This is a genomic window from Frankia sp. EI5c, from assembly GCF_001636565.1.
Classification (GTDB): Bacteria; Actinomycetota; Actinomycetes; order Frankiales; family Frankiaceae; genus Parafrankia.
The window spans coordinates 1-13,090 of sequence record NZ_LRTK01000126.1; the positions used below are offsets into that span (position 1 = coordinate 1).

Genomic DNA, 13,090 nt, shown 5'->3' on the forward strand with positions numbered 1-13,090 from the left:
CACCAGGGGCGTCCCGACCAGGCCGCCGATGACGCTGGGCAGGGCGCCNTCCATGCCGGCCACCACGACGAGGCAGTCGGCGCGCTCCAGCACCGGACGGGCGGCCAGCACCCGGTGCAGCCCGGCGACCCCGACATCGCGGACCATCTCCACGCCGGCCCCGGCGGCGCTGGCGGTCATCGCCGCCTCCTCGGCGACATGGGCGTCCGAGGTGCCGGCCGCGACCACCGCCACCAGGCCCCGCGGCTCGGGCAGCGGGCCGATCACCACCGTCGCCGGCCGCTCGGTTCCGGCACTGATCCGGGCGTCCGGCCAGCGGTGGAGCAGGGCCGCCACGGTGGCGTGGTCCGCCCGGGTGACCAGCGTCGGGCGGGTGGCGCCCGCGGCCNGGCGCAGCGCGTCCACGATTCCGACGGTCTCCGCGGCCGTCTTGCCGGCACCGAAGACCACTTCAGGATCACCGGTACGGATTCCCCGGTGCGTGTCGACACGCGCGTAGCCGAGATCGTGGAAACCGGAGCCGTCGGCGCCCAGCGGTCCCGCGGCCAGTTCGGCCGCCGCGGCCTCGGGGTCGACCTGACCGTTCGACACGGCCGTCAGCAGAGTCCGTAGGCGCTCGGGATCCATGACCCGATGCTGCCACCGCGTCCTCGGTCCGCTCAGCGGTAGGGAGCCCACACTGTCTCGTCCGAGCCCGCGCGCAGGCNCTCCAGCCTGACCGCGAACTGGGCCGCCGCGCNCGGGCTGCTGGCGAGGATGGGCACGACGCTCGTCACGAGTTTCAGTTCGCGCACCGCGCGCAGCGCCGGGAACCCGTCCCAGGCCGTGACGTCGAACCGGTAGGCGCGGGCCAGCTCGTCCTGCGCGGTGGACGGGCGGCCGAAGCGCAGCGTGCCCACCGCAACCGGGACGAGGTCCCACTCGGCCGGCCCCAGACAGGTCGCGTCGAAGTCGCAGATCACGACCTCACCGCTGGCCGTGTGAATCAGGTTGCCCAGGTGCGCGTCCCCGTGGACGACGGTCCGCGGCAGCGCGTAGCTGACGGCTCCGAGAGCGTCGGCGACCCGCAGCGTGAGGTCCTCCAGGAAACGGCGGTCCCGGTCACCGAGACCTTCCGCGTCAGCGAGCCGCCGCCGGACGTCGTCCAGCGGATCCCAGGTCGGCAGCGGAGGGTCGGGCGGTGCCAGGGCGTGCAGGCGGAGCAGGATCTCCGCCAGACTCCGGGCAGGGTGCGGGGCGCCGCCGCCGGCGCCTGCCGGCGGCCGCTGGGCTGGCCGGGTGTGCTGGGTGGGTGGGGTCGCGTCCCGCCAGACCGTGGCGAGATGGCCCTCGACCTCTACCGGCGCGGGCACGCCGGGGAGTAATCGCACCGCGGGCATCCCCTGATCGGCCAGCCACCGCGCGATCCGCACCACCTTCGCAACCCGGTGGTTCAGCCTGGTGGAGCTGGCGATGCGCACGATCGCGGCTTCGCGGGGCAGCCGGTACACCGCGTTGACGGTCAGTTTGATCGGCTCGGCGCCGCGGTCGTCGAGACCGAGGCGGGCGCAGAGCTGGCCGAGGACCTGCCGGGAGCGTGCCGCGGTGAATCGGCCGTCCGGCGTGTCCCGGCCGGGCATCAGAGGTCCAGCGCGGGGGTGGGGACGGCGGCCGGGTCAGGTCGCTGCCGGGACGCCGACCGCTGCCATTCCCGGATCAGCGCCGCCAGCTCCCGCACCCCGCGGACCTCACCATGCGGCGCGGTGACCGCCAGCAGCTGGTCCGCGCGGCTGGAGACGGAGGCGACGGTGCGCCCCCACGAGATGCGGATCGCCTCGGTCGCGAGCTCGCAGACGCCGTCGAGCTCGAGCCGGCCCTGGCGGGCCATCGCCAGCGCCAGGTCGAGCCGGATGACCGAGCGGAAACCGGGCGCATCCATGCTGTCCAGCCTGGGCAGCGCCAGGTCGGCGTGTTCCTGGGCGGCGCGGGGCCGGCCGAGCAGGCACAGCGCCGTCGTCGCGTTGTAGGACACCTCGACCGGGTGGAAGGTGTCGAAACTGGGCCCGGGCCGGCCCCACTGGTCGGCCGGGATGGCGTCGGCCAGGTCGTAGGCCCGTTCCAGGCTTCCCACGGCGCCGCGCAGGTCTCCGAGGGCGGCCAGCGCACGGGCCTCCTGGCACACCAGGCGCGCCCGTACCGGCCCGTTCCCGACGTGCCGCAGGCCGTCCCGGGCCAGCCGGAGCGCCTCGTCGGGGCGCCCGCCGTAGAACTCGTTGACGGCGCCGACCTCGCGCGCCGAACCGCACAGCGGCCCGTCCCCGGCCTCGATGCCGGCGAGATGACCCTCCGCGGCGAGCTCTCGGGCGGAGGCCACATCGCCCTGCTTGAAGGCCGCGTCGGCGCCCAGCACGGCTACGCGGCCGGCCAGCAGCACCAGCTGCCGGGAGTCGTCCGTCGCCATCGAACGGCGACCGAGGCGCTCCAGACCGCGGCGCAACCGGGCCGTGCGGGCCCGGACATGGGCGGGCGGCACGATCTCGTGCGTGTCGATGACCTCGCCCAACGCCTCGTTCGCGCGCTCGAGTGCTAGCTGTACCGGGCTGGCCGCGAGCACGTCAGCCACCTCCATGATCGGGCTCTGGGTGAGCAGCGCGCTCACGACGGCGGCACTGGCGCTCAGGTGGAACTGCCTGCGGTCGGGGAGCGCCGCCGGGCCTTCGGCGGCGGCCAGGTCCTCCGGGGCCTGCCGGCCGGGCGGCTGCGCCGGGTAGTCCTCCGGCCGGTCGTCCGGGGGGGTGCGGGCCGGCGGGATGAAGATCTCGTCGTAGGCCGGCGCGGCCAGCGGCGTGGGTCCGTCCGACTGCGGCATGCCTGATCCTTCCTGTGTGTCACGAGGAGCGTTCGTGACCATGCGCTGTCAAGCTAACGACAGCGAAGTCCTTCCGCCGGTGCGCCGACGGACGGCCACCGGGTGGACCACGGCGATCACGGTCGCGCGCCCGCCCTCATGCCGGCGCCGCTGCTCGTGCGGATGCGTCCAGCAGACGGCGGCGGCGATTGTCGCGTGCACGATCCGATGCTACGGGTCGCGTATGTCGGACAGTGATGGGCTTGTGTCACAGCAATGTGGCCTGTCGGGGGTTGTGTCACTGATGTCCGGGCAGTGCTTTTCCTACCCACCGCGGCGGTTGTAGAGATCGGGCCATATGTAACGTTTATTGTCGTTTGCGAGGGACAGCTGACCGGCCGGTCGACCGGCCCCGCCAGGTCGGGAGCGGTGAGACTCCCGATGTCGAATGTGGGTGGGATACATGGATGTCGGTTGTCCCGGGGCGCGCCGAAGGCCCGCCGCGGCCGCGCCGGCGCTGGCCACGGGCCGGGCCGCCGCCCGCACACGGACGAGGCGAGCTGCACATGTGGCGCCGCTACCCGCGTGCGGGGGGGCTGGATCGGTAGCCTCGGTGGCGTGGTCGAAGAGTCCGTTGTCCGGGGGCCCCGTGGTCGTTGATCCGGCGAGCCTCGCCGGTGGCGACGCGCTCGTCGCACCGCGGCGGGTGCTGCCGGAGAACGACGTCGAGCTGGCCCGGGAACTCGAGGAGCTCGCGCACCGCGCCTGGCCGCCGCTGCGGGAGCGGACCCACGCCGGGTGGGTGCTCCGTGAGTCCGCCGGCTCCTCGCGCCGCGGGAACTCGGTGTGGGCCCGCGGCGATGTTCCGGACCTCGCGGATGGTCTCCGTGTGGTCCGGGCCTTCTACGAGGCGGCGGGCCTGCCGCCGGCCTTCCAGGTCACCCCGGTCGCCCGTCCCGCCGGCCTGCTGGACGCCCTCGACGCCGCCGGGTATGACGACGCCGGGCCCACCGATGTCTGTGTCGCCCCGCTGGCGGGCCTGATCTCCGCCCGGACCACCCGCGGCGTCGAAGTCACTGAAAGTGACCATCCGGACGGGCGGTGGATCGCGGTCGCCGGAAAGGTGCTCGCCACCTTCGACACGCAGCTCGCCGGCACGCTCAACGTCCTGAAGTCGTTGGAACTGCCCCAGCGGTACGTAACCCTGTCCGTCGAGGGCGCCGCGGTGGGTGTCGGGCGCGNGGTGCTCGACGGCGGCTGGCTCGGGATCTACAGCATGGCGACCCTCCCCGCCGCGCGGGGTCTGGGCGTCGCCGGGCGGGTGCTCGCCGAGCTCGCGGACTGGGCGGGCGCCAGGGGGGCCGAGCGGGCCTACCTCCAGGTGGAGCGGGACAGCGCCGCCGCCCGGGTGCTCTACACTCGCCGCGGCTTCCGGCCCGTGTACGAGTACAGCTACCGGCGGCTGACGGCGCCGCCGGCCCGACCCGGCACCGGCGCATGAGCGCGGGTACGAACACCCCGACCGCCGGACTGTTCACGCCCGGAGCCCCGACCCGGGTGATGGGCATTGTGAACGTCACGCCGGACTCGTTCTCCGACGGCGGCGCCTACCCGAACCCCTCCGACGCGGTCCGGGCCGGCCACGCCATGATCGAACAGGGCGCCGATCTGGTGGACGTCGGCGGCGAGTCGACCCGCCCCGGTGCGTCCCGGGTGGTCGCCAGCGAGGAACTGCGCCGGGTGCTCCCGGTGGTGGCGAAGCTCGCCGCCGCCGGCGTGCCGGTGAGCATCGACACGAGCCGGGCCTCGGTGGCCTCCGCGGCGGTGGACTCCGGCGCGGTGCTGGTGAACGACGTCTCCTGCGGCATGAACGCCGATCTGCTGCGCGTCGTCGCCGACCGGGGCGTGCACTACGTCCTGATGCATTCGCGCGGATCCAGCGCCGACATGGGCACTCTGGCCGTCTACGACGACGTGGTGACCGACGTGGCGCGGGAGCTCGCCGTCCGGCTGCGGGCCGTGCTGGCGGCCGGCGTGGCGGAGGACAAGGTGATAATCGATCCGGGGATCGGGTTCGCGAAGACCGCGGCCCACAACTGGGCCCTCCTGGCGANCCTCGAGCCGCTGGCGGCGCTCGGCCGGCCGCTGCTGGTCGGCACCTCCCGCAAGTCGTTCCTCGGATCGGTGCTGAGCCGCCCGGGTTCGCCCGCCCGCCCGCCGGACGAGCGGGACGACGCCACCCAGGCCACGACGGTCCTGCTGGCCGAGGCAGGGGTGTGGGCGGTGCGGGTGCACGCGGTGCGGCCCGCGGTCGACGCGATCCGGGTGCAGCGGGCCTGGCGGGCGGCCGCCGCCGCGCGGCGGCCGGCGGCGGCGGAGGCCGCCCGGTGACGGCGGCTCCCTTCCCGTCCGGTGCGCACCGCGACCGGGTCACGCTGCGGGGTCTGCGGGTGCACGGGCGCCACGGTGTCCTGCCCGCGGAACGGGAGCTCGGCCAGTTCTTCGTCGTCGACGCGACCCTCTGGCTGGACACCGGGCCGGCGGCGGCGTCCGACGACCTGACGCTGACCGTGCACTACGGCGAGCTCGCGCAGGCCCTGACCGACATCGTCGCGGGGGAGCCGGTCGACCTGCTGGAGACCCTCGCCGACCGCCTGGTGCGGGCCTGCCTCGCCGATCCGCGGGTCGGCGCGGCCGAGGTGACGGTGCACAAGCCCGGGGCGCCGATTCCCCTTCCGTTCGCCGATGTGTCGGTCACCGTCACCCGGTCGCGGGCGGACGTGGCGGCGCCCGCCGTGGCGCATGCGGACCACGCGGTGGTCGCCATCGGCTCCAACATCGGCGACCGGCTGGCGTTCCTGCGCGGGGCGGTCCGTGAGCTCGACGCGCGGCTCGGGGTGCTCGCGACATCGCCCGTGTACGAGACGGAACCCGTCGGTGGCCCCGCCCAGGACGACTACCTCAACGCGGTGGTCCTGGTCGCCGCCGCGCCGCCCGGGGAGCTGCTGGCGGCGGCGCGGGCAGCCGAGGAGGCCGCCGCGCGGGTGCGGACCGTCCGCTGGGGACCACGGACGCTCGACGTGGACATCATCGCCTGCGGTGACCTCCGCAGCGACGACCCGGACATCCTGCTGCCACACCCGCGGGCCCATGAGCGGCTGTTCGTCTGCGTCCCCTGGCTGGATGTCGAACCGGAGGCCACCTTGGTCGGGCACGGCCGGGTGGCTGATCTCGTGGCGCGGATGAGCGCCGAGCCTGGTGTGGTGCCGCTCCGGCGCACCTCCTACGACCTGGCCGGGCCGGGCGACCTGGCCGGGCCGGGCGACCTGGNCGGGCCGGCGGGCGGCGGCCCCGCTCGGGGACCGGAGCGGTGAGACCGACCCACGTCCGGGACCTCGTCTCGGTCGCCGTAGTGGTCGGCGCGTCCGTCTATCTGCTGTTGTGGTGGCGCTACCGGTCGATGCCGCAGATTCCCGCGACGACCTCGCTGTCCGTACTGCTGGTCGGCCTGATCGAGCTGCAGACGGCGTCACTGACGAAACGCCGTCTGGCCGGCCGGCCGGGGACGCGGCCGATCCTGCCGCTGACCGTCGCCCGGCTGGCCGCGCTCGCGAAGGCGACCTCGGTGGTCGCGGCGGCGTTCGCCGGCGGATGGACCGCGGTGCTCGCCTACACCGCCCCTCGCACCGACGAGTTCGGGACGGCCGGTGCGGACGCGCTGGCCGCCGGCCTCGGGCTGGGCGCGACGGCCGTGCTGCTGGCCGGCGGGCTGGTGCTCGAACGCGTCTGCCGGATCCCCGACCGCTGATCGTGCGGGGGGCCGTCGGTTGCGAAGCCGACCAGGCTACTCTGGGTTCTGGTTGTGGGGGCGGCGAGCGGGGTTGCTGTGAGGTGCGGCTCCAGGAGAGGCAGGGCGTCTACGGGGGCGCCTCACGGAGGCGCCTGAAGGAAGGGGCCGGCTGTGGTCGCTCAGGGCCAGAACACGTTCTCCGGGCCCGGTGACGGACGGGGCGGCCCCGGCGGTGGTCAGCCGACCGGAGCGAGCCGCCCGCGCCAGGCTGGCTCACGCCTGGTGACGTTCGGAAACCTGCGGACGGGCCCGGCGCGGCAGCCGGACTCCCCGGCGCGACCCGGCCCCGCCCGTGGCGGTTTCGACCCGGCCGAGATGTCCACCGAGCCGGCGCCGGGCGCCCGCCGCGACTTTGCCGACCTCGACGAACCCACCGTGCGCCCAGCGCCCACGCCCAGGCCCGCTCCGGCGTGGTCGGAGGGGCTGGAAAGCGTCAGCACCACGGGCTACCAGGAGCGCGTCGCCGACCAACAGCCGGCCGGCTACCCGGACCAGTGGCCCTCCCGCCCGTTCGACGAGCAGGCGGTTCCGCGGCGCCGCGGGACCGTTCCACCGCCCGCTTCGCCTGCCCGCTTCGCCGCTCCCGGCCGTCCGCCGGCTCCCGGCCGTCCGCCGGCTCCGGCCCGTTCCCGGCGGCGGCGCAGCCCGGTGCTGACGGCCGTCAAGGCGGTGCTCGTCGGCGCGACGATCGTGGTGGGCGTCTCGGTGGGCCGTGCGCTGGCACTTCCCGGCGATCAGGATGTTCCGTCCCGCCTCGCGGACTGGGCTCGCGACAACCATCTCTCGGTCGTGGTGGACAAGGCACACGACCTTCGCTGACCTGGCCGGGCAGCGGGGAAGTCACGGCGGCTACCGTCATCAGGGTGTTCCCGTCGACAGGCCAGGCCGCCGGCCCGCCCGGATCGTTGGCGGCGTGGCTGCGCGCGATGCCGGACGATGCCCTGGTGCGGCTGTTCGGGCTGCGGCCGGATCTCGCAACCCCGCCGCCTCCGGACTTCGACGTGCTCGCGGCCCGGCTGGAGATCCGAGGGAGCGTCAGTCGCGCGCTGGAGCGGATGGACACGTTCACCCTGGAGGTCGTCCAGGCGCTGACGGTGTTGCCGGCGCCGGTGTCCTTCCGTGACCTGACCGAGTTCTGCGGCGGTCATGATCTTCGACGGCCGGTGGACATCCTGCGGGAACGCGCTCTGGTGTGGGGTCCGGACGAGGCCATCCGGCTGGTCGGGGTCGCCCTCGACCTGTTGGGCGGGCGGCCGCTCGGGCTGGGGCGTCCGGCGCGCCAGTGCCTCGGCGCCTACCGCCTCTCCCAGCTCGCCCGGGTAGCCGCCGCCGTCGGCCTGCCCGGAGCCGCCTGGGGTCAGGCGGTCGACCCCGGCGGCGCGAAGGCCACCGAACCAGGCCGGCGCGACGGTCTCATCGAAATGATCTCCACCGTCCTCGGTGATCCGGCCCGCGTCGCCGCCCTGCTCGACGAATGCTCGCCGCGGGCCCGTCAGCTCGCCGAGCGGCTGGCCGGCGGCCCCCCACTGGGTGCCACGCCCGACGCCGAGCGGGTCCTGGACGTCGCCGACGCGCACACACCGGTCGAGGAGCTGCTGGCCCGCGGCCTGCTCGTCGGCATCGAGCCCGGCACGGTCGAGCTGCCCCGGGAGGTCGGCCTGTTGCTGCGGGGCACCCGGCCGGCGGGGGAGCTGCACCCGGCGCCGCCCGAGGTGACCGGCCGCGACATCGGGGTGGACGCGGCCGACCCGGCCGCCGCGCTTGCCGCCGACACGCTGGTGCGTGCGGTCACGACGCTGCTCACCGCCTGGGGAACCGCACCGGTGACACCACTGCGCTCGGGTGGTCTCAGCGTCCGCGACCTGCGTAACAGCGCCCGGCTGATGGACCTCCCGGAGGCACAGGCGGCGGTCGTCATCGAGACGGCGGCCGCCGCCGGCCTGGTGGACGCCACGCCGGGTACCGAGGTCCAGTTCGTACCGACGAACACCTACGACCGGTGGTGCACCGAGTCGGTGGCCATGCGGTGGGCGATCCTCGCCGAAGGCTGGTTGCGCTCGCCGTCGGCGTCCTGGCTGGTGGGCGAACGGGATGAGCGCGGCCGCCAGCTCGCCGCGATGTCCTTCGACACCCGCCGCCCCGGCGTCCCCGAGCTGCGGGCCGAGGTGCTGCGGGCGATCCTCACCGCCCCGGACGGGATCGCGCCGACTCCCGAAGCGGTGCGTGCCCGGCTCGCCTGGCATTCGCCCCGCCGGACCGGCCCGCTGTTCGGGGGCATGATCGACGGCACGCTCGTCGAGGCGGAGCTGCTCGGGTTCACCGGTCGCGGCGCGCCGACCAGCCTCGGACGACNGGTGGCCGGGCGCGGAACAGCCGACGAGGGCCTGTGCGGCGACCTGGCCGACGCGATGGCCCCCCTGCTGCCCGAGCCGGTCGAGGAACTGCTCATCCAGGCCGACCTGACCGCGGTCGCGCCGGGGCCGCTGGTGCCGCGGGTCGCGGCCGAACTGTCCCGGATGGCCGACATCGAGTCGGCCGGCGCGGCCACCGTGTACCGCTTCACGGAGAACTCTCTGCGCCGCGCGATGGACGCGGGCAGCTCGGCGGACGACCTGCACGACCTGCTCGGCCAGCTTGCCCGGGGCGGCGTTCCCCAGACGCTCACCTACCTCATCGACGACACGGCGCGCCGGCACGGCCGCCTGCGTTCCGGGCCCGCGGCCTCCTACCTGCGATGCGAGGACACCGCGCTGCTCACCGAGGTGGTGGCGTCGCGGCACACCCAGGCGTTGGCGATGCGCCGGGTGGCCCCGACGATCGTCATCTCCGCCCTGCCGGTGGCCGAGCTGCTGGACGGTCTGCGCGCGGCCGGCTTCGCCCCGGTCGCGGAGGGCCCGGACGGGCGGATCGTGCTGCCGCGTCCCGAGGTGCACCGGACACCGGCCCGCATCCGGGTCGCCTCCGCCAGCCCCGCCGGAACCCGGGTGAACCAGCTCCACGACGTCGTCCGGCTGGTGCGGCGGGGAGACGAGAGCGCGCGGGCCGCGCAGGCCGCGCGGGCGTCCGCGGGCGACGAGCTCACGTCGGTCCGGTCGGCGCCGCTGATCCTGGTCACGTTGCAGGGAGCGGTGCGGGACGGCCGGCGTGTCCTGCTCGGGTATGTCAACCAGGAGGGAGCGTCCAGCGATCGGGTGGTCCGCCCGGCCACGCTGGACGGCGGCTGGTTGACGGCCTGGGACGAGCGCAGCGCGGCACATCGCCGCTTCGCCCTGCACCGGATCACCAGGGTGGCGGAGATCGGCGACGCGTTCGACGGGCAGCCGCCGCCACCGCCCGGTGGTGACTGGATCATTCCACCGGTGGCCGACGAACCGGCCTGACCACGGTACCGTCGACAGCGGTGGCACCGAACAACAGCGGAAGGCGGTGGCGGGCTTGCCGGATGGTCCTCTGATCGTCCAGTCGGACAAGACCCTGCTGCTGGAGGTCGATCATCCACTGGCCGGGCGGGCTCGCGCGGCGNTCGCACCGTTCGCCGAGCTGGAGCGTTCCCCGGAGCATGTGCACACCTACCGGGTGACACCGCTCGCGCTGNGGNACGCCCGCGCCGCCGGTCATGACGCGGAGCAGGTCGTGGACGCGCTCGTCCGCTACTCCCGTTACGCCGTGCCCAACGCGGTGCTGGTCGACATCGCCGACACCATGGACCGCTACGGCCGTCTGCGGCTGGAGAAGGATCCGGTGCACGGCCTGGTGCTGCGGGCCCTGGACCGGGTGGTCCTGACCGAGGTGACCAGGTCGAAGCGGGTCGCGCCGATGCTCGGCGCACGCATCGACGACGACACCGTCGTGGTCCACCCCTCCGAGCGCGGCCGGCTCAAGCAGGCGCTGCTCAAGGTCGGCTGGCCCGCCGAGGACCTCGCCGGCTATGTGGACGGCGAGAAGCACGCGATCGAGCTGCGCGAGGACGGCTGGTCGCTGCGTGACTACCAGAAGGGTGCGGTCGCCGGTTTCTGGGANGGCGGCTCGGGAGTCGTGGTGCTCCCGAGCGGCGCCGGTAAGACCGTGGTCGGCGCCGCCGCGATGGCCCGCGCCGGCGCGACGACGCTGATCCTGGTCACCAACACGGTCGCGGGCCGGCAGTGGCGCAGCGAACTGCTGCGGCGGACGTCGTTGACCGAGGACGAGATCGGCGAGTACTCCGGCGAGCGCAAGGAGATCCGCCCGGTCACCATCGCGACCTACCAGGTGATGACGGCCCGCCGGAAGGGCGAGTACCTGCACCTGGAGCTGTTCGGCGCCCGTGACTGGGGCCTCATCGTGTACGACGAGGTCCATCTGCTGCCCGCCCCGGTGTTCCGGATGACGGCCGACATCCAGTCGCGCCGCCGGCTTGGGCTCNCCGCCACCCTCATCCGTGAGGACGGCCGCGAGGGCGACGTGTTCTCCCTCATCGGTCCGAAGCGTTACGACGCGCCGNGGCGGGAGATCGAGGCGCAGGGCTGGATCGCGCCCGCCGAGTGCACGGAGGTCCGGGTCACCNTCACCGACGACGAGCGGATGACCTACGCCGTCGCCGAGCCGGAGGAGCGTTACCGGGTGTGCTCCACCGCGCACAGCAAGAGCCTGGTGGTGCGCCGGCTCGTGGAACGGCACACGGACGACCGGGTGCTGATCATCGGTGCCTACCTGGACCAGTTGGACGAGCTCGGCCGCCTGCTGGACGCCCCGGTCATCCAGGGCTCCACCCGCNACAAGGAGCGCGAGCGACTGTTCGACGCCTTCCGTACCGGTGAGATCACGACCCTGGTGGTCTCCAAGGTGGCGAACGTGTCGATCGACCTGCCCGAGGCGGGGGNGGCGATCCAGGTCAGNGGCACCTTCGGCTCCCGGCAGGAGGAGGCGCAGCGGCTCGGCCGGGTGCTGCGTCCCNAGGCGGACGGCCGCTCGGCGCACTTCTACACCGTCGTCTCCCGGGACACCCTCGACCAGGAGTACGCGGCGCACCGCCAGCGCTTCCTCGCCGAGCAGGGCTACGCCTACACCATCGTCGACGCGGACGACGTGGCCTGACCAGACGACGTGGCCTGACCGGTCGGGTCAGTCGTCCGGNGGGTCGATGAGCGCGGCGGGGGNCACGGTCACCGGGAACGGCCGTGAGGCGACGAGCTCCTCGTCACCGCGCACCATCCCGGCGGGGACGTAGTCCGAACCGACCAGCTCGAACGCCTCGATGGTCGCCGCGTCCGGGTCGACCAGCCAGCAGACGGGAATCCGGAACTCGCGGTAGAGGTCGAGCTTCAGCGTCCGGTCATAGCGGCNGGTGCTCGCGTCGGCGACCTCGACCACCGCGAACGGGGTCTCGGTGATCCGCCGCCGCTGCGCGTCGCCGACGGCGACGACCGCGACGTCCGGGACGAGCAGGCAGCGCGGAGACAGTTCTACCTGGATGCTGGTGAACACCTGCGCACCCGAGGTCGCCGCCTCGGTGAGCAGGACCCGCAGCCGATCCGTCACCCGCGCGCGCAGCGGGGTCGGCCAGGGCCGGGCGACACACAGCCCGTCCAGGACCTCGACGCGGGCGGCGTCCTGGACGGTCGTGTCGAGATCAGCGACGGTGACCGGCGGGGACGGCAGTGTCAGGGTGGGGCGGTGTGCTCGCGGTGGAGCGGCGGCTTGTACCACGTTGCCCATCGTGCCTGTTGCTCCGTCCACTGTCGAAGTCTGCGGTGTCGACCCGCCGGTGCGTCCGGGCTGTCTCCCGGCTGGGAGAGCAGTCTCTTGTAGATCTTATTACTGCCTGGTAACTTGGCGGGCATCGCCCTCCTGCCGCGGGCCTGACCGCGCCGGCTCCGTCCCCAGCCTGGCGCATCCCGCGGCCGGTCACCCGCCGCCGCGGAACCTCCCACCCGGCGGCGGGTGACCGAACAGCAGAAGGGCGGCCCCGGCCGAAGCCGGGACCGCCCTTCTGCTGTTCAGAGCGTGGGAGCTGGACTCAGAAGTCCATCTCGCCGCCGCCGCCCGGCATGGCCGGGGCCTTGTCCTTCTCCGGCTTGTCCGCGATGACGGCCTCGGTGGTGAGGAAGAGGCCGGCGATCGACGCGGCGTTCTGCAGCGCCGAGCGGGTGACCTTNNCNGGGTCGATGATGCCGGTGGCNACCATGTCGACGTACTCGCCGGTGGCCGCGTTCNGGCCGTGGCCGATCGGCAGGTTGCGCACCTTCTCGACCACGACGCCGCCCTCGAGACCGCTGTTGAACGCGATCTGCTTGATCGGCGCCTCCAGCGCGAGACGGACGATGTTCGCACCGGTCGCCTCGTCGCCGGAGAGGTCCAGCTTCTCGAAGGCGCTGGTCGACGCCTGCAGCAGCGCGACGCCACCACCGGCGACGATGCCCTCCTCGACCGCGGCC

General features: G+C 74.0%; 9 protein-coding genes and 19 pseudogenes. 19 read left to right on the forward strand and 9 right to left on the reverse strand.

Going from position 1 to position 13,090, the window contains the following annotated elements:
* Positions 1–49 precede the first annotated feature (49 nt).
* The 5 genes and pseudogenes from UG55_RS48325 to UG55_RS29715 all read right to left on the reverse strand — a co-directional run.
* Positions 50–388 (reverse strand): annotated as a pseudogene (locus tag UG55_RS48325) (1-(5-phosphoribosyl)-5-amino-4-imidazole-carboxylate carboxylase); the annotation flags it as partial.
* Position 389: 1 nt separating this feature from the next.
* A pseudogene (locus tag UG55_RS44190) lies at positions 390–627 on the reverse strand (1-(5-phosphoribosyl)-5-amino-4-imidazole-carboxylate carboxylase); the annotation flags it as partial.
* Between the two features lie 113 nt (positions 628–740).
* A pseudogene (locus UG55_RS26055) lies at positions 741–1,619 on the reverse strand (phosphotransferase family protein); the annotation flags it as partial.
* Positions 1,619–2,848 carry a hypothetical protein gene (locus UG55_RS26060; RefSeq protein ID WP_066074475.1) on the reverse strand — a complete coding sequence of 410 codons (1,230 nt, stop codon included), beginning with the start codon at positions 2,846–2,848 and terminating at the stop codon, positions 1,619–1,621. The gene UG55_RS26060 and the pseudogene UG55_RS26055, both read right to left, overlap by 1 nt.
* A 48-nt stretch (positions 2,849–2,896) precedes the next feature.
* Positions 2,897–3,049, reverse strand: a complete 153-nt coding sequence (locus UG55_RS29715; protein ID WP_199865254.1) for a hypothetical protein — start codon at positions 3,047–3,049, stop codon at positions 2,897–2,899.
* A 427-nt stretch (positions 3,050–3,476) separates the two neighbouring features.
* On the opposite strand from UG55_RS29715, the gene UG55_RS26065 reads away from it, so the two are divergent.
* The 19 genes and pseudogenes from UG55_RS26065 to UG55_RS44250 all read left to right on the forward strand — a co-directional run.
* Positions 3,477–4,068: GNAT family N-acetyltransferase (locus tag UG55_RS26065; protein ID WP_242425078.1), on the forward strand; the 592-nt coding region annotated here is incomplete at its 3' end.
* A gap of 1 nt (position 4,069) precedes the next feature.
* Positions 4,070–4,328: pseudogene (locus tag UG55_RS44195) on the forward strand (GNAT family N-acetyltransferase); the annotation flags it as partial.
* Positions 4,325–4,940, forward strand: a 616-nt coding sequence (gene folP / locus UG55_RS26070) for a dihydropteroate synthase (protein WP_242425079.1), incomplete at its 3' end; no start/stop codon positions are given. The pseudogene UG55_RS44195 and the gene folP, both read left to right, overlap by 4 nt.
* Before the next feature lies 1 nt (position 4,941).
* Positions 4,942–5,218: pseudogene (locus UG55_RS44200) on the forward strand (dihydropteroate synthase); the annotation flags it as partial.
* Between the two features lie 59 nt (positions 5,219–5,277).
* The coding region (gene folK, locus UG55_RS46420) for a 2-amino-4-hydroxy-6-hydroxymethyldihydropteridine diphosphokinase (RefSeq protein ID WP_242425136.1) at positions 5,278–6,157 on the forward strand (880 nt) is incomplete at its 3' end.
* A 40-nt stretch (positions 6,158–6,197) separates the two neighbouring features.
* Positions 6,198–6,635, forward strand: a complete 438-nt coding sequence (locus tag UG55_RS26080) for a DUF3180 domain-containing protein (protein ID WP_066073935.1) — start codon at positions 6,198–6,200, stop codon at positions 6,633–6,635.
* A gap of 153 nt (positions 6,636–6,788) precedes the next feature.
* Complete coding sequence (locus UG55_RS26085) at positions 6,789–7,496, forward strand: hypothetical protein (protein WP_066073938.1); 708 nt, start codon at positions 6,789–6,791, stop codon at positions 7,494–7,496.
* A 107-nt stretch (positions 7,497–7,603) separates the two neighbouring features.
* Positions 7,604–9,029, forward strand: a pseudogene (locus UG55_RS48330) (hypothetical protein); the annotation flags it as partial.
* 1 nt (position 9,030) lies between these two features.
* Positions 9,031–10,057 (forward strand): annotated as a pseudogene (locus tag UG55_RS44210) (helicase-associated domain-containing protein); the annotation flags it as partial.
* A 55-nt stretch (positions 10,058–10,112) separates the two neighbouring features.
* Positions 10,113–10,199 (forward strand): hypothetical protein (locus UG55_RS45825; protein ID WP_255360544.1); only part of this gene is annotated, 87 nt, incomplete at its 3' end.
* 1 nt (position 10,200) lies between these two features.
* Positions 10,201–10,274 (forward strand): annotated as a pseudogene (locus tag UG55_RS44215) (hypothetical protein); the annotation flags it as partial.
* A 1-nt stretch (position 10,275) separates the two neighbouring features.
* A pseudogene (locus UG55_RS44220) lies at positions 10,276–10,696 on the forward strand (helicase-associated domain-containing protein); the annotation flags it as partial.
* A gap of 1 nt (position 10,697) precedes the next feature.
* Positions 10,698–11,078 (forward strand): annotated as a pseudogene (locus tag UG55_RS44225) (DEAD/DEAH box helicase family protein); the annotation flags it as partial.
* A 1-nt stretch (position 11,079) separates the two neighbouring features.
* Positions 11,080–11,156 (forward strand): annotated as a pseudogene (locus UG55_RS48335) (hypothetical protein); the annotation flags it as partial.
* Position 11,157: 1 nt separating this feature from the next.
* A pseudogene (locus tag UG55_RS45830) lies at positions 11,158–11,219 on the forward strand (hypothetical protein); the annotation flags it as partial.
* A 1-nt stretch (position 11,220) separates the two neighbouring features.
* Positions 11,221–11,429 (forward strand): annotated as a pseudogene (locus UG55_RS44230) (helicase); the annotation flags it as partial.
* 1 nt (position 11,430) lies between these two features.
* A pseudogene (locus UG55_RS44235) lies at positions 11,431–11,535 on the forward strand (helicase-related protein); the annotation flags it as partial.
* A 17-nt stretch (positions 11,536–11,552) separates the two neighbouring features.
* A pseudogene (locus UG55_RS44245) lies at positions 11,553–11,609 on the forward strand (hypothetical protein); the annotation flags it as partial.
* Between the two features lies 1 nt (position 11,610).
* Positions 11,611–11,750 (forward strand): annotated as a pseudogene (locus tag UG55_RS44250) (hypothetical protein); the annotation flags it as partial.
* 63 nt (positions 11,751–11,813) lie between these two features.
* Here the strand turns inward: UG55_RS44250 and UG55_RS44255 are convergent.
* The 4 genes and pseudogenes from UG55_RS44255 to groEL all read right to left on the reverse strand — a co-directional run.
* Positions 11,814–11,998: pseudogene (locus tag UG55_RS44255) on the reverse strand (Uma2 family endonuclease); the annotation flags it as partial.
* Position 11,999: 1 nt separating this feature from the next.
* Positions 12,000–12,371 (reverse strand): annotated as a pseudogene (locus UG55_RS44260) (Uma2 family endonuclease); the annotation flags it as partial.
* 301 nt (positions 12,372–12,672) lie between these two features.
* A partial coding sequence (locus UG55_RS44265) for a hypothetical protein (protein WP_242425137.1) occupies positions 12,673–12,813 on the reverse strand: 141 nt, incomplete at its 5' end.
* A 56-nt stretch (positions 12,814–12,869) separates the two neighbouring features.
* Positions 12,870–13,090 (reverse strand): annotated as a pseudogene (gene groEL / locus UG55_RS44280) (chaperonin GroEL); the annotation flags it as partial.

What these genes read in the sequence shown, in the direction of transcription:
- UG55_RS26060 (WP_066074475.1), bottom strand. Translation starts at nt 2,848, where the DNA reads ATGCCGCAGTCGGACGGACCCACGCCGCTGGCCGCGCCGGCCTACGAC.